The organism is Pseudomonas sp. PDM30 (genome assembly GCF_019218985.1).
In the GTDB taxonomy this organism is placed as follows: domain Bacteria; phylum Pseudomonadota; class Gammaproteobacteria; order Pseudomonadales; family Pseudomonadaceae; genus Aquipseudomonas; species Aquipseudomonas jessenii.
This window is the reverse complement of sequence record NZ_JAHUWM010000012.1, coordinates 86,618-106,073: the sequence shown is the minus strand read 5'-3', so window position 1 is coordinate 106,073 and position 19,456 is coordinate 86,618. Positions and strand designations below refer to the sequence as shown.

Sequence of the window (19,456 nt, the reverse complement as noted above, 5' to 3'; positions counted from 1 at the left end):
GAGGGACGTCGGGACACGGCCAGGACGGGCCATGATCGGGATGCCGCTGCTCGCTTGTCGGCGAGACAACGGCACAGGAGACTGCGCGTTATCTTGCCGAGAAAATGCCGGTTACCGAGACCGGCCGACAACTGTCACTCGAACAAGTACCCACTGTGGGTCTCCGTAATGGATGAAAACGCGCGAAGCTTACGCCCCGAAGTTTGGAGAGTAAACCCGCTATAAAAGCTTGCCGGGGGGAATCGCGGGGTTCTTCAGGAAGGGTTCAGGATTGAGTGTTTTGGGTGATTTCAATGGCCCCATCGCGAGCAAGCTCGCTCCCACATTGGTCCTGTGGACACCGGTCCACTGTGGGAGCGAGCTTGCTCGCGATGGCGGCCTTTTAGTCGCCGCAGGACTCAGCTGGCAGTGGCCAACAACAAATCCACCACCGACCGGCCATGCCCGCGATGCTTGCCGTGTTCATACAGCGAGCCGGCAATTTCATCGGCGCGAATCGGCAGGATCGACAGCAAGGTGTCGCTCAGCCCATGGCTGGCCTGGCAAAAGCCCTGCATGTAGAGGCCGGCCTTGCAGCGTTCATCGGTGATCAGTTTGTAGTTGCGGTCGACCTCGAAATCACCCAGGTACTCTTCGAGCGGTGCCAGTAGCTTGCGGTGCATCTGCCGCTCGTAACCGGTGGCCAGCACCACAGCGTCGTAGTGACGCACCGAGACTTCGCCGGTGGCGTTGTTGCGCAACACCAGTTCGATGCCCCGTTCGTTGGCGGTAGCCTTTTCGATGGTGGTCAGGGTGCGGAACGCATGACGGGCGATGCCCGAGACCTTCTGCCGATAGAAGATGCCGTAGATTCGCTCGATCAGATCGATGTCCACCACCGAGTAGTTGGTGTTGTGGTACTCGTTCACCAGGCGCTCGCGCTCGCTGCTTGGCTGCTGGAACACCAGGTCAGTGAACTCCGGGGAAAACACTTCGTTGACGAAGGGGCTGTCGTCGGCCGGCTTGAGTGCCGAGCCGCGCAGGATCATGTCCACCTGCACCGACGGGAAGCTGTCGTTCAAATCGATGAAGGCCTCTGCCGCGCTCTGCCCGCCTCCGATGATCGCGATGCTCATCGGCCGGTTGTCCACGCACGGCTGCTTGGCCATCTGCGCCAGGTACTGGGAGTGATGGAACACCCGACCGTCATCCCTGAGTGCCTTGAATACCTCGGGAATACGTGGCGTGCCACCGGCGCTGACCACCACCGACCGGGTGGTGCGCACCTGCTGATGCCCGGTCGCATCGCGGGAAATCACCCGCAACGCCTCGACCTGATGGTTGTGCAGCACCGGCTCGATGGTCAGCACTTCTTCGCCGTAGCGGCTTTGCGCGGTGAACTGCCCGGCGACCCAGCGCAGATAGTCGTTGTACTCCATGCGGCACGGATAGAAGGTGCCCAGGTTGATGAAATCCACCAGGCGCCCGTGGGCCTTGAGGTAATTGACGAACGAGTAAGGGCTGGTCGGATTGCGCAGGGTCACCAGGTCCTTGAGGAAGGAAATCTGCAACTCGCTCTGGGTCACCAGGGTGTTGCCGTGCCAGCGGTAGTCGGCCTGCTTGTCGAGAAACAGCACATCCAGGTTGCCCTGGCTCGCCCCGCGCTCTTGCAGCGCGATGGCCAGTGCCAGGTTCGAGGGGCCGAAACCGACGCCGATCAGGTCGTGAACGAGGGGCGATGCAATTGCCTGTGTCATTTCCAGTGTCCTCTGGATGTTCCCCTCAAAGGCGGGGGCATTGAACCTAAGTGACCTGACCCACCAAGGGCCGCACAACAGGTCGTCTGTTGAGTAGGAACGAGGACCGTGAAAAAAAATTTAACCGCGCAGGCTCACTGGGTGTCCCACTGTCGCATCCGTATACGGCAATGCTTCATGGCATTGACGATGTGCTTCTCGACCATTGCCCGGGAAATGCCCAGTTGCTCGGCAATTTGCGGATGGGACAGGCCTTCGATCTTGCGCAGCAGGAAACTCTCGCGGCACAACCTCGGCAACTCCGCCAGGGCACACTGGAGCATTTCCAGACGCTGGCCATGATCGAGCACGTTATGCGGCGAAGGGGTGAAATAGCGCTCTTCATTGTCGAGCACCTCAAGAGGTTCGGCCTGACGCAGGGTGTTGCGCCGATGGTCGTCGATAACCAGGTTGAGGGCGGTGCGATAAAGGAACGCCCGGGGCTGCTCGATCGGCGTATCACTGGAACGCTCCAGGACCCGCAGATAAGCGTCATGCACCACATCTTCGGCCACCTGACGGTTGCCCAGCCTGGCGTTCAGGAAACACACCAGTTCGCGATAGTAGTTTTCCAACATGACTCCCGTCCGCACGGGGGTGCGGTTTCTGTCCTTGAGCCCTTTGCGCGACCATTGAAATAAACAGTGGCACGATAATGGCAGTTCGAGTCGCGTAATTTATAGTAATTCTCATATAGATTTAAAGTACTGCTTCAACTTGCCTGGTATTTAGTCACGAACCCTGTAGGAGCGAGCTCGCTCGCGAAGGCATCAAGGACAACGTGTTGACCCAGACGGCACGCGTTATCGTTAACGTGCATCGCGAGCAAGCTCGCTCCTACATTAGTTTGTGTCAGCACCTAAATTCCCCGGCGCTTTCTACGTTTACAGGACAGCTCCCCGTCCCTGTCCGGCCCTGCCGGCAGCGTTCAGCCATCGACCTGCTGCTGAACGACGGGCCGATTTCCTAGGCCGGAACCCTGCATGAAACGTCCCCGACAGACCCGACGCGCCCTGCTTGCAGCATTTTGTCTGATCCCCGTGGTAGCCGTCGCCGCCTGGCAGTTCATCCCGCCGGGCCGCGACGGGCTCGTCACCGTTCAGGTCAGCCGCACCGACATTGAAAGCAGCGTCACGGCATTGGGCACCCTGCAACCGCGGCGCTATGTCGACGTCGGCGCCCAGGCCTCCGGGCAGATCCACAAGATTCACGTGGAAGTCGGCGACGTGGTCAAGGAAGGCCAGTTGCTGGTGGAAATCGACCCATCCACGCAACAGGCCAAACTCGATGCCGGGCGCTTCTCCATCGAAAACCTCAAGGCGCAGCTGCAGGAGCAGCGAGCGCAGCACGACCTGGCCCGGCAGAAACACCAACGTCAACAGAACCTCGCCGCCGGCGGCGCCACCCGAGAAGAAGACGTGCAGACCGCCCAGGCCGAACTGCGCGCCACCCAGGCACGGGTCGACATGTTCCAGGCGCAGATCCGCCAGGCCGAAGCCAGCCTGCGCAGCGATCAGGCGGAGCTCGGCTACACGCGGATTTATGCGCCGATGGCCGGCACCGTGGTGGCGCTGGATGCCCGGGTCGGCCAGACCCTCAACGCCCAGCAGCAAACGCCGCTGATCCTGCGAATCGCCAAGCTGTCGCCGATGACCGTGTGGGCCGAGGTCTCGGAGGCCGACATCGGCCACGTCAAACCCGGCATGCACGCCTGGTTCACCACCCTGAGCGGCGGCACCCGGCGCTGGACCAGCACCGTGCGGCAAATCCTCCCCGTTCCGCCCAAGCCGCTGGACCAGACCAGCCAGGGCGGCGGCAGCCCCGCCAGCACCAGCAAAAGCGGGAGTGCCCGCGTGGTGCTGTACACCGTATTATTGGACGTCGACAACGCCGACAACGCCTTGATGGCGGAAATGACCACCCAGGTATTTTTCGTCGCCAATCAGGCGCAGAACGTTCTCACCGCGCCCATCGCCGCCCTGCAGGCAGGCCCGCAGACAGACCAGCAGACCGCGCAAGTGGTCGCCAGCAACGGCAGCATCGAGCAGCGCAACGTGCGCACCGGCATCAGCGACCGCCTGCGGGTGCAGATCCTCGATGGCCTGCAGGAGGGCGATCACCTGTTGATCGGCCCGATCGACGGGAGTGGCGGCTGAATGCACACGCCCCTGATCGACCTTTCGGACATCCGCAAAGCCTACGGCGGTGGCGACGCGCCTGAAGTCCATGTGCTGCGCGGCATCGACCTGTCGATCCATGCCGGGGAGTTCGTGGCAATCGTCGGTGCTTCCGGCTCCGGCAAGTCGACGCTGATGAACATCCTCGGCTGCCTCGACCGCCCGACCTCGGGCGAATACCGCTTCGCCGGGGAGAACGTCGCGGCACTGGACAGTGACGAACTGGCCTGGCTGCGTCGTGAAGCCTTCGGTTTTGTGTTCCAGGGCTACCACCTGATTCCCTCCGGTTCGGCCCAGGAAAACGTCGAGATGCCGGCCATCTACGCAGGCACCCCAGCCGCTGAACGCCACGCTCGCGCCGCCGCCCTGCTCGACCGTCTCGGCCTGGCTTCGCGCACCGGCAACCGCCCCCATCAACTCTCCGGCGGGCAGCAGCAACGGGTGTCGATTGCCCGCGCATTGATGAATGGCGGCCACATCATCCTGGCTGACGAACCCACCGGTGCCCTCGACAGCCACAGCGGCGCCGAGGTCATGGCCCTGCTCGACGAACTGGCCAGCCAGGGCCACGTGGTGATCCTCATCACCCACGACCGCGAAGTGGCGGCCCGGGCCAAACGCATCATTGAAATTCGCGACGGCGAGATCATCAGCGACAGCGCCCGGGACAATCCCACCGCGCAAAACTCTGCCAACCCCGGCGCCCTGCAAGCCGTCGATTTGCGCAAGCGCCTGAGCGAAGGCGCCGAAGCCACCGGCGCCTGGAAAGGCGAATTGGTCGATGCCGTGCATGCGGCGTGGCGAGTGATGTGGATCAACAAGTTCCGCACCGCGCTGACCTTGCTCGGCATCATCATAGGCGTCGCCTCGGTGGTGGTGATGCTGGCCGTGGGCGAAGGCAGCAAGCGCCAGGTGATGGCGCAAATGGGCGCGTTCGGTTCCAACATCATTTACCTCAGCGGCTCGGCGCCCAACCCGCGCACGCCCATGGGCATCGTCACCCTCGATGAGGTCGCCGCGATTGCCAGCTTGCCCCAGGTGATGCGGATCATGCCGGTCAACGGCCAGGAGGCCGGGGTGCGCTTTGGCAACCTTGATCACATGAGCTACGTCGGCGGCAACGACACCAACTTCCCGGCGATTTTCAACTGGCCGGTGGTCGAAGGCAGCTACTTCACCCACGCCGATGAACAGAACGCCGCGGCGGTCGCGGTGATCGGACACAAGGTGCGGACCAAATTGCTCAAGGACGTGGCCAACCCGATCGGCCAGTACATCCTGATCGAAAACGTCCCCTTCCAGGTGGTCGGCGTGCTCGCGGAAAAAGGCGCCAGCTCCGGCGACTCCGACAGCGACGACCGTATCGCCATCCCCTACTCCGCCGCGAGCGTGCGCCTGTTCGGCACCCACAATCCCGAGTACATCGCCATCGCCGCCGCCGACGCGCGCAAGGTCAAGGAAACCGAAAAAGCCATCGAGCAACTGATGCTGCGTCTGCACGACGGCAAGCGCGACTTCGAACTGACCAACAACGCGGCGATGATCCAGGCCGAGGCGCGCACGCAAAACACCCTATCGCTGATGCTCGGCTCGATTGCGGCCATTTCGCTGCTGGTGGGCGGGATCGGCGTGATGAACATCATGCTCATGACGGTGCGCGAGCGGACTCGCGAGATCGGTATCCGCATGGCCACCGGTGCCCGCCAGCGCGACATCCTGCGCCAGTTCCTCACCGAAGCGGTGATGCTCTCGGTGGTGGGCGGCCTCACCGGGATTGCCCTGGCGCTGATCGTCGGTGGCGTGCTGATTTTCAGCGAAGTCGCTGTCGCGTTCTCCCTGATAGCGGTGCTGGGTGCCTTCGGCTGCGCCCTGGTCACCGGTGTCGTTTTCGGCTACATGCCGGCCCGCAAGGCTGCCCGACTCGACCCGGTCACGGCCCTTACCAGTGAATGATCGATTGATGAAGCCGCCACTCAGTGTGTTAACCCTGTGCCTGTTGCTCGGCGCCTGCGGCACCCCGCCACAGCGCCCCGACAGCGGCGTCCAACCGCCGGCTACCTGGCAATCCCGGCACACCGCAGGCGCTGTCCATGACAACCAGCAATGGTGGAACCGCTTCGGCAGCCCGCAACTGGGTCGCCTGATCGAACAGGCGCGGCTCGGCAGTTACGACTTGGCCGCAGCCATCGCCAGAGTGCGCCAGGCCCAGGCCGACACGGTGATTGCCGGCGGCTCGCAACTGCCCGAAGTCAAGGCAGGGGTCAACGCCAACCGCCAGAAATTGCTGCGCGGCAACGGCTACAGCCAACTCGATGCCGACAGCGATAACGACGCCGTCGACTACTTCACGGCGAACCTGGTTGCCAGCTACGAAATCGATTTCTGGGGTGGCCAGCGGGCCAGCCGCGACAGCGCGCAATTCAGTCTCAAAGCCAGCGAGTTCGATCAGGCCACCGTGGAACTGACGTTGCTCAGCGGTGTGGCCAACGGTTACGCGCAAGCCTTGTCGTTGCAGGAGCAGAGCCGCATCGCCGAGTTGAATCTGGCCAATGCCCAGAACGTGTTGAAACTGGTGCAGACCCGTTTCGATTCGGGTTCGGCCACAGCCCTGGAACTGGCACAGCAAAAAAGCCTGGTGGCGGCGCAGCAACGCCAGCTGCCGCTGGTGCAGCAACAGGCCGAGGATGCACGGATCAGCCTCGCCGCCCTGCTCGGCCGCCCGGTTCAGGCGCTGTCGTTGGGGCAGGAACGCTTCGATCAACTGACTTGGCCTGCGATTGACGCCGGGGTACCCAGCCAGTTGCTCAGCCGCCGTCCGGACATTGCCCGGGCCGAGGCGCAACTGGCCGCGGCCCAGGCCGACGTCACCGTCGCCCGGGCCGCGATGCTGCCGACCGTGACCCTCACCGCCGAAATCGGCTCCGGTGCCGACCGGGCCGACGACATCCTGCGCAGCCCCTTCTACAACCTCACCGCCGGGCTGCTTGCGCCGGTGTTCAACAACGGCCGCCTCGGCGCCCAGCGCGACAAGGCCACGGCGCGTCAGCAAGAACTGCTGGAAACCTATCGCGGCGCGATCATCAACGGCTTCGTCGACGTCGAAAAAGCCCTCAACAGCATTCGCGGACTGGATGAACAGCGCGGGTGGCAGAGTGAAGAACTGAGCCAGGCGCAGACCGCCTTCAATATCGCGCAAAGCCGTTATCAGGCCGGGGCCGAGGATTTGCTGACGGTGCTGGAGACCCAGCGCACCCTGTACGCGGCGCAGGATTTGAACGTGCAGCTGCGGTTGTCGCGGATGCAGGCGAGTATTGCCCTGTACAAGGCGCTTGGGGGTGGGTGGCAAGTCTTGTAGTTGCTGGGCCTGTCAGGACGCCATCGCGAGCAAGCTCGCTCCCACAGGTCATGCGTCGTGCCCGGATCATGCGGCAAATACAAAACCCTGTGGGAGCGGGCTTGCCCGCGAAGGGGCCGGCACATCCAACATCAACATTGCCTGACAGGACGCCTTCGCGAGCAGGCTCGCTCCCACAGTGGATCGTCAGTGAACACAAAGTCTGTGTACGACCAGGTTCAAATGTGGGAGCGAGCTTGCTCGCGATTGAACGATAACGCGGTATCAAGCCTGGCTTTGCTTAGCCTTCAGATTGCGCGCATACCACGGCCGCTGCGGCACTTTGCGGAACAAATCCTTCAGTTTCGTCTCGTCCTCGCCAAAGGTAATGCGCAACGCCAGCTTCATGGTTTCCGGGTCCATTTCCACTGACTTGCCGGCCTGCAACCCCGGTGTGGTGCTGCAACCGTGGGTGCTCGGGCCGAGCCACGGGTCGTCGATCTCGACCCAGCGTCCCGGCGCGAACCATTGCACGCCGTTGACCTGCAGCCGACTGACCTGCCCCGGATGAAAACGCTCGTGGGCGCGAAACCAGTCCTCCAGGCGATCGTCGATCCAGCCATGGAAATGCCAGAACACCGGGCTGACATGGGAAGAAAACGGGTCGCCGAGAAAATCGTTTTCCGGTGCAAACCAGCGCGCGGAAAAATCAGAAGGATCCCGGGCAAACGGCACCGGCTGACCGTTGGACGGATCACGGGGCACCGAAGCCCAGCGCATGTGCAGCCAGTCGTGCAGGCCCAGTTCGACCTCCGAGCCGAACTGGCCGAGGGTCAGCGTCGACAGGTAGCGCGGATCGCGGTAGCGGGATTCCCAGACCTGGAAATTGCTGTGATACGTCTCGCCGGTCTTGATGTCGCTGACCCATTGCGAGTACTCGTCATCGTCCTCGGCCAGCCAGGTCGGCGGCAGCGCGGTGCCGTCGTGATTGTCGAAGTAACGCGCAAAGCCGAGCCGGTCCCGCGCCAGCTCCGGTTGCGGCAACGGGAAGTGCGTCCAGGACGGCAGGTCCTGCATCGAACGCGCGGTGCCGAGCATGTGCCGGTGCATGAAGAAAAAGTCCACGCCAGAACCGTTGCGATCCTTGCGCACACCTCGGGCATCGCGCTCCTGGTCCCGCGGTCCGGGTTGCCAGCCGAGCCCGCGCAAGGCGCCGCGCTGATCTTCGGACAGCTTGTGCCACTTGTCCCGGGAGGCATGCCAGAGCTGGTGGAACAACCGGTGCTCCGGCGATACCAGCCAGGCGAGCAGGGTCGGATTGAGGCCGGCGCGCTCGCGAGCTTCAGGGAATACCCGTTTGACGGCGATGAAGCGATTGTCCTGGGCGGTCAGCATCAGTGGCCGATTCAGGTCCAGCACACGTCCACTGAGACTGCCGCTGCCAGCATTACCGAAACCGGCCCAGACCTCGTCCAGAGTCATCTCGAATTCGTATTCGCAACAGCCGCTGGCGCCCAGCAGTCGCCAGGCCAGCTGCTTCGGGTTGGCCCCGGACAGATCGCCGAGCACTCGGTAACGGGGCGCTTCGGTAGAGCGCAAACGCTCGGCGGTGTCGAGATAACCACTGACACCGCGCCCCTTGTGGCCGATGTCGAGGAATACTTCCAGGCCTTCGAGGGGCAAGCCTTCGATACCGGCGTCACGACCTTCGAAACGAATCTGCCAGACCCCGCGCAAGGTATCCGCCAAGCGTTGGCCGGCAACATCCGCCACCTCGAACGAGGCTTCGCCGGGGGTGATCGTCGGGTCCGGCCTGGTCAGTTCGCGATGCCCGTAATACACCGCCGGCACGGCGGCACCGGTCAGCGCCAGACCCGCGAGGAACCATCGTCGAGAAATCGTCATTGCCCTACCTGTGTCAGCCATGGAGCAGGCTTTATCCAAGCTAGAACGTTTGTTGCCCGCATAAATTTAAAAGCATCGCGAGCAAGCTCGCTCCCACACTGGATCTATGTCGCACTGAAGATCCCTGTGGGAGCGAGCTTGCTCGCGATGAGGCCATCAGCCACGCTAAATTTTCCGGTCAGCCACTCGTTCCCCCCAGATAGCAAAGGCCCCAGCGCCTGATCCGGGGCGGCGAACCTGACTGAGACGGCAATGACAAAACCACGTTCGAAAAAGGCTCTTTTCATCGGCATGCCGCTGGCCCTGGCGATCAGCGCGGGTGCAGGCTTCGCGGCCTGGGATCACTGGTTCAGGGGCAACCCCGGCTACCCGGTCAAGGTGATGAAACAGGCCGAGCAACTGCAGGAACGCATCCTCTCGTTCGACAGCCACATCACCGTGCCCATGGATTTCGGCACCGCCGGCAACGAAGTCGACAAAGACGGTGAAGGCCAGTTCGACCTGGTCAAGACCGCTCGCGGGCGTCTGTCCGGGGCGGCGCTGACGATTTTCGGCTGGCCGGAAATCTGGAACGGTCCCAACGCGCCCCATCGCCCTACCGCCGGCTTCGTCGACGAAGCCCGCTTTGAGCAGGAAACCCGCTACAAGATCATCAACGCGATGGTGCGTGACTTCCCCAATCAAGTGGCTATCGCCTACACCCCCGACGACTTGCGCCGCCTGCACGGCGAAGGCAAGTTCGCGGTGTTCATCAGCATGCTCAACGCCTACCCGCTGGGCAATGACCTCAACGCCCTGGACAAGTGGGCAGCGCGCGGCATGCGCATGTTCGGCTTCAGCTACGTGGGCAACAACGCCTGGGCCGATTCGTCGCGGCCGCTGCCGTTCTTCAACGATTCCCGGGATGCCTTGGGCGGGCTGTCGGACATCGGCAAGCAAGCGGTGCATCGCCTCAACGACCTGGGCGTGATCATCGATGTGTCGCAGATGTCGACCAAGGCCCTGGAGCAAGTGGCGCAACTGAGCCGCACGCCGATGGTCGCCTCCCACTCGGCACCGCGCGCCCTGGTGGACATCCCGCGCAACCTCAGCGACACGGAAATGCAATTGATCAAGCACAGCGGCGGCGTGGTGCAGATCGTCGGCTTCCCCACCTATATCCGCCCGCTGAGCCAGGCCACCCAGGACAAACTCAACGCCCTTCGCGCCCGTTTCGACCTGCAACCGCTGCAAGGTCTGGAGATGGCATTGATGCCCGGCGACCCGGTGATCACCGTCTGGCCCGAGCAGCGTTTCGGCGAGTACGCCAGCCAGCTCTATTCGATCCTCGACGAAGAACCCAAGGCCACCCTCAAGGATTACGGCGATGCAATCGACTACACAGTGAAAAAAATCGGCATCGACCACGTCGGCATCAGTTCCGACTTCAACGACGGCGGCGGCCTCGACGGATGGAAAGACGTCAGCGAGGCCCGCAACGTGACTGCCGAACTGATCAGCCGCGGCTACAGCGACGCCGACATCGCCAAGCTCTGGGGCGGTAACTTCCTGCGGGTCTGGGACCAGGTGCAGAAGTCTTCCCGGCCTGTCGTAAAAAACTGATTTTTCCTTTTGCCAAAGCGAACCGAATCCATGACCAACCGTCGTTCATTCCTCAAGCAGGCCGGCATTCTGGCGGCCGGCATTCCCCTGGCCTCCGCCGTGAGCCTGCCAGCACACGCCGCCAGCCCCGCGCCACTGCCCAAGGACAAATGGGACCAGTTGCGCCAACTGTTCACGCAGGACCCGAACTACCTGCACTTCGCCAACTTCCTGGTGACCTCGCACCCGCTTCCCGTGCGTGAAGCCATCGAGATGCATCGCGCCAATCTCGATCGCAACCCGGGCCTGGCCATGGACTGGCATCGCGGCGAAACCGAACGCCGCGAAGAAGAGGTGCGCGTGTGGGCCGGTCGCTACTTGAAGGCCAAGCCGTCGCAGATCGCCCTGACCGGCAGCACCACCGAAGGCCTGGCGATGATCTACGCCGGTATCCACGTGCGCCCGGACCAGGAGATCCTCACCAGCGAACACGAGCACTACGCCGCCAACAGCGTGTTCGAATACCGCACCCAAAAGGACGGCACCCAGGTTCGCAAGATCAAATTGTTCGAAGACCCGTACAAAGTCTCGACCGCCGAAGTGCTGGCCGCGATTGAACGCAACATTCGCCCCGAAACCCGTGTACTGGGCATGACCTGGGTGCATTCCGGCAGCGGCGTGAAGCTGCCCATCGGCGAGATCGGCAAACTGGTGGAGCAGAAAAACCGTGGCCGCGCCGACAAGGACCGCATCCTCTACGTGATCGATGGCGTCCACGGCTTCGGCGTGGAGAACGTCGACTTCCCGGACATGCACTGCGATTTCTTCATTGCCGGCACCCACAAATGGATGTTCGGCCCACGGGGCACGGGGATCATCTGCGCCCGCTCCGACGAGCTCAAGGACGTGACCCCGACCATCCCGACCTTTTCTGAAGCCACCCAGTTTTCCACCGTGATGACCTACGGCGGCTACCACTCGTTCGAACACCGCTGGGCACTGACCGAAGCTTTCAAATTGCACCTGGAGCTGGGCAAGGCCGAGGTCGCGACGCGCATTCACGACATCAACAGCTACCTGAAGAAACGCTTGCAGGCACACCCGTCGGTGGAGCTGGTCACGCCGCTGTCGCCGGAGTATTCCGCCGGTTTCACCTTCTTCCGCATCAAGAACCAGGACTGCGACGAAGTCGCCAACTTCCTGATGGATCAGCGCGTGGTGTGTGACGCCGTGGACCGTGATGTCGGGCCGATCATTCGTGTGTCGCCGGGGCTGCTCAATACCCAAGCGCACGTTGACAAGTTGATGGAACTGATGGCCAGCAAGCTCTGAACCGCCGATTCCCTTTAGCGAGAACCCTTATGAAAAACATCCTGAACAGGGGGCGTTCCAAAGGCCTGGGCGCCCTGATGCTGCTGGCATCGCTCGGCAGTGCCATGCCCGGCCTCGCCCAGGCGTATACGGCGCCGCTTCCGGGCAAGGTCTTCAAGGATTGCCGTAACTGCCCGGAAATGGTCGTGCTGCCCGCCGGCACGTTCACCATGGGCACCCCGGAAGACGAAGTCGGCCGTGAGCCTGATGAAGGCCCGATGCATGAGGTGACGTTCGACAAGCCGTTCGCCATGAGCCGCTACCAGATCACCGCTGGCGAATGGGACCAGTACCTCAAGGAAACCGGAATCACCCTGCCCGATGGCGACACCCGCCCCGGCCGCGAGTGCATCAACAGCAAGCCGCGTTATCCACAGAGCCCGCGTCAGCCGGCGGTGTGCATGAACTTCGCCGAAGTCAGTGCCTACGTCGCCTGGCTGTCGATGAAGACCGGCCAGCACTACCACATCGTCAGCGAGGCCCAGCGCGAATACGCCGCCCGCGCAGGGTCAACGGGTCCCTTCCCTTTCCCGTTCGACCCCGGCACCGAGTACAGCATCGCCACCCACGCCAATACCTACGGCCCCACCGATGGCTACAGCTACAGTTCACCGGTCGGCAGCTACCCGCCCAACGCCTTCGGCATGTACGACATGCACGGTAACGTCTACGAGTGGATCGCCGACTGCTACCATCCGGACTACGTCGGCGCTCCCACCGATGGCAGCGCCTGGACCGAACCGAACTGCGACACCCTGCGCATCCGTGGCAACGACTGGGGCGAAGCACCGGTGTTTTCCCGCTCGGGCAACCGCAATGACATCGACCCGCAAACCCGTGGCGACTGGATCGGTTTTCGCGTCGTACGCACTCTCTGACCCCCCATGCCCTTGTGGGAGCGGGCTTGCTCGCGAAGGCGTCGTGTCAGCCAACATCAACTTTTCTGATCCACCGCTTTCGCGAGCAAGCCCGATCCCACAGGTTTGGCACCACCTGTCTCCCACCGTTTAAATTAAGCCCTTCACCAGACGTTCTACTGGGTATCTGCCTTACGACCCAAGGAACTGTCTGCCATGACCCAGCCTACCCGAGGCGCCATCGGCGAATTACTGGCCCTGTTGAAACCGTTTCGACTGATCGTCGCCGCGTCCATTTTCCTGGGCATGGTGGGTGGCCTGAGCGTGACGGTGTTGCTGGCCACCATCAACAACGCGCTGCATTCGCCGCACGGCCTGACCCAAGGCGTGGTCGCGCTGTTCGGCGGCCTGTGCCTGCTGGCTCTGGGTAGTTCGATCTGCTCCGACATCGGCACCAACTATGTTGGCCAGCACATCATTGCCAGGCTGCGCAAAACGCTGGGGGAGAAAGTCCTTTCGGCCCCCATCGAGCAGATCGAGCGCTATCGCAGCCACCGGCTGATCCCAGTGCTGACCCACGACGTCGACACCATCAGCGACTTCGCCTTCGCCTTCGCGCCGCTGGCGATTTCCCTGACCGTGACCCTTGGCTGCATGGGTTACCTGGCGATGTTGTCGTGGCCGATGTTCCTGATGATGGTGCTGGCAATTGCCATCGGCACCGGCATCCAGTTCTATGCGCAGGGCAAGGGCATCCAGGGTTTCATGGCCGCCCGCGATGCCGAAGACGATTTGCAAAAGCACTACAACGCCATTGCCGGCGGTGCCAAGGAATTGCGCATCCACCGCCCGCGCCGCCAGCGCATGTTCGTCAAGGGCATCCAGGGCACCGCCGATTTCATCTGTAACACCCAGGTGCGTTCGATCAACACCTTCGTGATCGCCAAGACGCTGGGCTCGATGCTGTTCTTCGTGGTCATCGGCCTGGCGCTGGCGCTGCAATCGTTCTGGCCGAGCGCCGACCAAGCGGTGATGAGCGGTTTCGTGCTGGTGCTGCTGTACATGAAAGGCCCGATCGAGCATCTGGTCAGCACCTTGCCGATCGTGAGCCGGGCGCGGATTGCCTTCCGCCGCATCGCCGAGCTGTCCAGCCAGTTTTCCTCGCCCGAGCCGCACCTGCTGCTCAACGACAACGGCATCCGGCCAACCGTGCTCGACCGCCTGCAACTGAACAATGTCAGCTACGCCTTCCCCGCCGCACCGGGCAGTGACGCGTTTCGCCTGGGCCCGGTGAACCTGACCATCGAGCAAGGCGACATCATTTTCATCGTCGGCGAAAACGGCTGCGGCAAGACCACCCTGATCAAGTTGCTGCTGGGCCTCTACGCGCCGCAACAGGGTTCGATCCAGCTCAACGGCCAGGGCATCGATGCGCACAATCGCGACGACTATCGCCAATTGTTCACCACGATTTTTGCCGATTACTACCTGTTCGATGACGTGGTCCAGGGCGACCAGCACATCCCCGAAGATGCCAACGCCTACCTGCAACGGCTGGAGATCGCGCACAAGGTCAGCGTCAGGGACGGCAGCTTCACCACCACCGACCTGTCCACCGGCCAGCGCAAGCGCCTGGCGCTGGTCAATGCCTGGCTGGAAGAACGCCCGGTGCTGGTGTTCGACGAATGGGCCGCCGACCAGGACCCGACCTTCCGCCGCATCTTCTACACCGAGCTGCTGCCGGACCTCAAACGCCTGGGCAAAACCATCATCGTCATCTCCCACGACGACCGTTATTTCGATATGGCCGATCAACTGGTGCGCATGGAATCGGGCCGGGTCGTCACCGAGCGCGCAACCGCCTGAGCGCCGTGGCCGCACGCAAATCCTTGTTTTTTGAAGTTTGTTTTCCGGTTTAGCCAAAGTGGTCCGTCTAATAATAATTATCATTAACTAAAAAACTGCACACACTATTCTGGAGCGATTCGAGCAATGCAAAGCCTTACTCTGTCCCGCGCACCCTTGGCGTTAGCCATCGAACGGCAAAAGAAATTCCGAACGGTCGTGCCGGGCGCGCTGCTGACCCTGTTGCTGCTGGGTACGTCCCAGGTCGAAGCAGCCCCGGTGAACGTCAATGTACCGGCTCAGTCGCTGGCCAGTGCATTGCGCCAACTGGGCCAGCAGACCAACCTGCAGATTCTCTACAGCCAGGACATGGTCAACGGCATCAAGTCCACGGCGGTGTCCGGCAACATGGAACCGGAACAGGCACTGAAAACCTTGCTGCTGGGGAGCGGCATCAATTTTCAGTTGAATGGCAACACCGTGTCGCTGGTGCCATCGGCCGGTGACTCCAGTGCATTGCAACTGGGTGCGACGTCAATCACCGGCGTGGCGCTGGGGCCGACAACCGAAGGCTCGCACTCCTACACCACCAATGAAGTCACCATCGGCAAAGGCAACATCAAGCTCAAGGACATCCCGCAGTCGGTGTCCGTCGTCACGCGCCAGCGCATGGACGACCAGAACCTGAACAGCCTGCAGGACGCCATGCGTCAGGTCACCGGCGTGACCATCAAGACCTACAACTCCGGCTCCAGCCTCAATGACGTCTACATGCGTGGCTTCCTCGTCGACCAGGTGCAGGTCGACGGCGTCTCGCAGCCCACCGGCCAGGGCGACATGGCCACCAGTTTCGACCTGGCGATGTACGACCGCATCGAAGTGCTGCGCGGCCCGTCGGGCCTGTACCAGGGCGCGGGCGAACCCGGCGGTACGATCAACGTGGTGCGCAAGCGCGCCCTGAGCAAGTTCGCCCTCGGTGGCGAACTGGCCGCCGGCTCTTACGATCGCTACCGTTCTTCGGTGGATGTCACCGGCCCGTTGAACGAACAGGGCACCGTGCGCGGTCGTTTCATCACCGCCTACGAGAACAACCAGTCTTTCGTCGACTACGCGCAGAACGAACGCCCGATGGTCTACGGTCGCCTGGAATTCGACCTCGACCCGGCCACCACCCTGTCGGTCGGCGGCGCTTACCAGAAGAACAACTCCACCCCGGCCTTCGGCCTGCCGGCCTACGCCGACGGCTCATTGCTCGACGTGCCGCGCTCGACCTTCGTCGATGCCAAGTGGAACACCCTCAACGAAAAAGTCTGGGAATCCTTCGCCGAGCTCGACCACGAACTGGACAACGGCGGTCAGTTCAAGACCACCCTGACCTACCGCGATGCCGAAACCCCGGAGCGTAACTTCACCTGGGCCGACGGCGCGGTCGACCCGGCCACCGGTGACAGCTGGGCCGTGGCCTACGACTACTACACCCACATCAAGACCGTCGGCGTCGACAGCTTTGTCACTACGCCGTTCGAGTTCGCCGATCGCCGACACGAGTTCACCGTGGGTGCCGAGTACCAGCACCTGGACAAGGATTTCACCTACGGCGGCGGCGAGTACTTCCCGATCAACGTGTGGAATCCGGGCAGCATCGACATTCCCCGCAACGACTATGCGCACGTCAACGGCAACTGGTCCAAGTCCGATCAGTACGGCGTCTACACCCGCGCCAAATTCAACGTCACCGACTGGCTCGATGTCATCGGCGGCAGCCGCGTGACCTGGTACGAAAGCGATGCGAAGAACGCCAACGCCTTCTTCAACAACTTCGGCGAAGCCCACACCAGCATCAACCGCAAGGTCGTGCCATACGGCGCCATCATCGGCAAGATCACCCCAGAACTGTCGACCTACTTCAGCTACACCGGCGTGTTCAAACCGCAAAGCGAAATCGGCACAAACGGCGAGCCCGTCGGCCCGCGCGAAGGCAAGCAATACGAAATCGGCCTCAAGCGCGAATTCTACGACGGTCGCCTGAACGCCAGCATCGCCGCCTTTCGCATCTACGATGAAAACCGCGCCGAATACGACAACACCTCCGGTGCCTACATGACCGAAGGCAAGGCACGCAGCGAGGGTTGGGAAACCGAGCTGAGCGGCAACCTGACCGACAACTGGAGCATCGTCACCGGTTACGCCTACACCTCCACCAAGTTCCTGGACGGCGACCAGGCCAACAAAGGCAAGACCTTCAGCACCATCACGCCCAAGCACAACTTCAACCTGTGGACCAAGTACGAGTTCACCGACGGCCCGCTCAAGGACTTCAGCGTCGGCGGTGGCGTGCGTGTGGTCAGCGACACCTACTACCAGCGTGACGTGAAGTTCCATCAAGGCGGCTATGCTGTTACCTCGGCGCAAGTCGGCTACAAGTTCAACGAACACCTGTCGTCGACACTGACCGCCAACAACCTGTTCGACCGCAAGTACTACGACCGCGTCGATGCCTCCTGGGGCACCAACTTCTACGGCGACCCGCGCACCCTGACCCTGAGCCTGCGCGCGCAGTACTGATGGCTGAGTGCTCTCACTTGTAGGAGCGAGCTTGCTCGCGATGGTCGTTAACGATAACGCGTGTTTACTGGTTAAACGCTGCGCCTGTGAGTCCATCGCGAGCGAGCTCGCTCCTACAGTGACCCGGTTTTGTTTTCTGCTGGCGCGGCGGCCCTGATGGCTGACTGCGACCACTTGTAGGAGCGAGCTTGCTCGCGATGGTCGTTAACGATAACGCGTGTTTACTGGCTAAACGCAGCGCTCTTGAGTCCATCGCGAGCGAGCTCGCTCCTACAGTGACCCGGTTTTGTTTTCTGCTTGCGCGGCGGCCCTGATGGCTGACTGCGACCACTTGTAGGAGCGAGCTCGCTCGCGATGGTCGTTAACGATAACGCGTGTTTACTGGCTAAACGCAGCGCTCTTGAGTCCATCGCGAGCAAGCTCGCTCCTACAACGGCCCGATTCTGTTTTCTGCTGCCAATCCGGCGGTTACCGCGTCGCTTCGGCTTCGTCCTGCGAGCCGCTTGAGGACGCTGCGTCCTTTTCCATCTCATGCGATTCGGCGCCAGAGTTTGAACCCGACGCCTCCTCGCCCTTTTTGTTGGCCTTCTCGTCTTTGGATTCAGCGTCTTGAGACTGGTTGATGCCAGGAATGGCAGCCGGTGGAACGGCGGAACCGGCAGCTGCTTTCTCGGCGAGCGGCGCAAAAAAAGAGCCCGTCGACAGCAGACCCGCAACCGCGAGTGCAAGCATTTTTCTGTTCATCGTTTGGGTCTTCCCGGTGGGGTATAAACCTTGGAAGACCCGGCATCGGGAAAGGTGCTGGCTTGCTGACGAACGGCAAAGGTGATGTTGCGATTCGGCGCACCGAGTTCAGGCGTCGACCTGGCGATCGTGCGCAGCGGCCCTGAGTTGCTCGGTATCGACGCGGACAAACGTGGAGTCCCCGACAGCGGTCAGAACGTCCCCGGCGAAGACCTCGCAAATAACCCGACTTTTGCGCCCGACCTCGCCCTCGACTTTTGCACGCAGTGTCAGGGGGACACCCATCGGGGTGGGCTTGATGTACTTGATGCCCAGGTTACCGGTGACGCAGGTGATGTGGGGCAAGCTGCCCACCTCGCGCTGTTCTGCCCGGTAGTGATATGCCATCGCTGCCCAGTTGGAGTGGCAATCGACCAGCATCGCGATCAAACCGCCGTAAACCAGACCCGGCCAGCCGCAATACTTGTCATCCGGCATGTGCTGCGCCATGACATGCACGCCGTCTTCATGCCAGAAGCTCTTGATGTGCAGCCCGTGCGGGTTTTGGCTGCCGCAGCCATAACAAACGCCTTCAGGCGCGGCGATGTCTTGAAGCGAAATGTCCTGCGTGGTCATACCGTGTTCCTCCTTAATACGGGTGGAAAATCGTGGTTCAAAGCGGACCGTGTCACCCGCATTGCCAAACCTCGACCGTCAAGAGAGGCGACAGAGTTCGTACAAGAAGGAGACACTTTCACCTTTCCCGGCGGGAGCGAGCGGCGGGCAGCATCGGGCCGCTGTCGATATTACATAGCCGATACGGGATGCGGAAGATAGCTCGGCAACCCCCTGTCCGTAGCTTGAGGACTATTCCTTCAGGTGTGAAAATTGCTGAACCACAAATGCCCCGACGGTGACCGCGCAGGCTGCCCATGCGCAAGCCACCTGCCAATGTCTGAATGGGCCGAGAACATCCCCCATCAGGAATCCGGTCGAAAGCAGAAACATAAACAATGAAATGGCCACCAGCATGACGCGTGGAACCGCCATTACCCACCGCCACCAGGCACCGGGGTCAAAGCGCCGCGTAACCCATCGACTCAACCCTGTCAGCCCCGCAAGCAACGGCGCAGCAATCACCAGCAGGATCGGAATGATAAAGAGAGCCAGCGTGGGTTCGACTTCTCCGCCGTCCTCGCCGGGCGTGTAAAAGCTTTCTTTCCAGATTTCGCTGCACAGGGCGAAGGTCAGATAAATGACTGCCACCGGGGCGATGGGGAATATCAGGCAACTGATGAGATTTTTTTTAAGATCCATCATTGA

General features: G+C 62.0%; 14 protein-coding genes. 8 read left to right on the top strand and 6 right to left on the bottom strand.

Features of this window, described 5'->3' with window-relative positions:
• Window positions 1-398 precede the first annotated feature (398 nt).
• Both KW840_RS24545 and KW840_RS24540 read right to left on the bottom strand, forming a co-directional pair.
• Entirely contained in the window at window positions 399-1,736 is a 1,338-nt protein-coding gene (locus KW840_RS24545; protein WP_057713953.1) for a lysine N(6)-hydroxylase/L-ornithine N(5)-oxygenase family protein, read from the bottom strand.
• Between the two features lie 134 nt (window positions 1,737-1,870).
• A complete protein-coding gene (locus KW840_RS24540; protein WP_057713952.1) occupies window positions 1,871-2,353 on the bottom strand; it encodes a sigma-70 family RNA polymerase sigma factor in 483 nt (160 codons plus the stop codon).
• Between the two features lie 405 nt (window positions 2,354-2,758).
• Between KW840_RS24540 and KW840_RS24535 the strand changes: the two genes are divergently transcribed.
• Genes KW840_RS24535 through KW840_RS24525 form a run of 3 tightly spaced genes read left to right on the top strand, consistent with a single transcriptional unit; the run spans window position 2,759 to window position 7,307 of the window.
• A complete protein-coding gene (locus tag KW840_RS24535; protein ID WP_057713951.1) occupies window positions 2,759-3,931 on the top strand; it encodes an efflux RND transporter periplasmic adaptor subunit in 1,173 nt (390 codons plus the stop codon).
• Entirely contained in the window at window positions 3,932-5,905 is a 1,974-nt protein-coding gene (locus KW840_RS24530) for a MacB family efflux pump subunit (RefSeq protein ID WP_090456893.1), read from the top strand.
• Between the two features lie 7 nt (window positions 5,906-5,912).
• On the top strand, window positions 5,913-7,307 hold the full coding sequence (locus KW840_RS24525; protein WP_218498076.1) for an efflux transporter outer membrane subunit: 1,395 nt from the start codon (window positions 5,913-5,915) through the stop codon (window positions 7,305-7,307).
• Window positions 7,308-7,571: 264 nt separating this feature from the next.
• Here the strand turns inward: KW840_RS24525 and KW840_RS24520 are convergent, their stop codons facing one another.
• The gene (locus KW840_RS24520) at window positions 7,572-9,191 is read right to left on the bottom strand and encodes a PvdJ/PvdD/PvdP-like protein (protein WP_218498075.1); all 1,620 of its coding nucleotides are present in this window, start codon (window positions 9,189-9,191) and stop codon (window positions 7,572-7,574) included.
• A gap of 252 nt (window positions 9,192-9,443) precedes the next feature.
• Between KW840_RS24520 and pvdM the strand changes: the two genes are divergently transcribed.
• The 5 genes from pvdM to KW840_RS24495 all read left to right on the top strand — a co-directional run bounded on the left by pvdM (window position 9,444) and on the right by KW840_RS24495 (window position 17,410).
• Window positions 9,444-10,793, top strand: coding sequence for a pyoverdine-tailoring dipeptidase-like protein PvdM (gene pvdM / locus KW840_RS24515; protein ID WP_218498074.1), 1,350 nt, complete (start codon window positions 9,444-9,446; stop codon window positions 10,791-10,793).
• Window positions 10,794-10,823: 30 nt separating this feature from the next.
• Window positions 10,824-12,104, top strand: a complete 1,281-nt coding sequence (locus tag KW840_RS24510) for an aminotransferase class V-fold PLP-dependent enzyme (protein ID WP_154861476.1) — start codon at window positions 10,824-10,826, stop codon at window positions 12,102-12,104.
• A 29-nt stretch (window positions 12,105-12,133) separates the two neighbouring features.
• The gene (locus KW840_RS24505; protein WP_218498073.1) at window positions 12,134-13,021 is read left to right on the top strand and encodes a formylglycine-generating enzyme family protein; all 888 of its coding nucleotides are present in this window, start codon (window positions 12,134-12,136) and stop codon (window positions 13,019-13,021) included.
• Window positions 13,022-13,216: 195 nt separating this feature from the next.
• Window positions 13,217-14,866 (top strand): cyclic peptide export ABC transporter, encoded by a 1,650-nt coding sequence (locus KW840_RS24500; RefSeq protein ID WP_218498072.1) that lies wholly within the window; start codon window positions 13,217-13,219, stop codon window positions 14,864-14,866.
• 126 nt (window positions 14,867-14,992) lie between these two features.
• The gene (locus tag KW840_RS24495; RefSeq protein WP_154947192.1) at window positions 14,993-17,410 is read left to right on the top strand and encodes a TonB-dependent siderophore receptor; all 2,418 of its coding nucleotides are present in this window, start codon (window positions 14,993-14,995) and stop codon (window positions 17,408-17,410) included.
• A 468-nt stretch (window positions 17,411-17,878) separates the two neighbouring features.
• Here KW840_RS24495 and KW840_RS24490 read toward each other — a convergent pair whose 3' ends face one another.
• From KW840_RS24490 to KW840_RS24480, 3 genes are all read right to left on the bottom strand, one after another.
• Window positions 17,879-18,154, bottom strand: a complete 276-nt coding sequence (locus tag KW840_RS24490; RefSeq protein WP_218498071.1) for a hypothetical protein — start codon at window positions 18,152-18,154, stop codon at window positions 17,879-17,881.
• Window positions 18,155-18,262: 108 nt separating this feature from the next.
• Entirely contained in the window at window positions 18,263-18,769 is a 507-nt protein-coding gene (locus tag KW840_RS24485; protein WP_218498070.1) for a PaaI family thioesterase, read from the bottom strand.
• A 231-nt stretch (window positions 18,770-19,000) separates the two neighbouring features.
• On the bottom strand, window positions 19,001-19,453 hold the full coding sequence (locus tag KW840_RS24480) for a hypothetical protein (RefSeq protein ID WP_218498069.1): 453 nt from the start codon (window positions 19,451-19,453) through the stop codon (window positions 19,001-19,003).
• Window positions 19,454-19,456 lie beyond the last annotated feature (3 nt).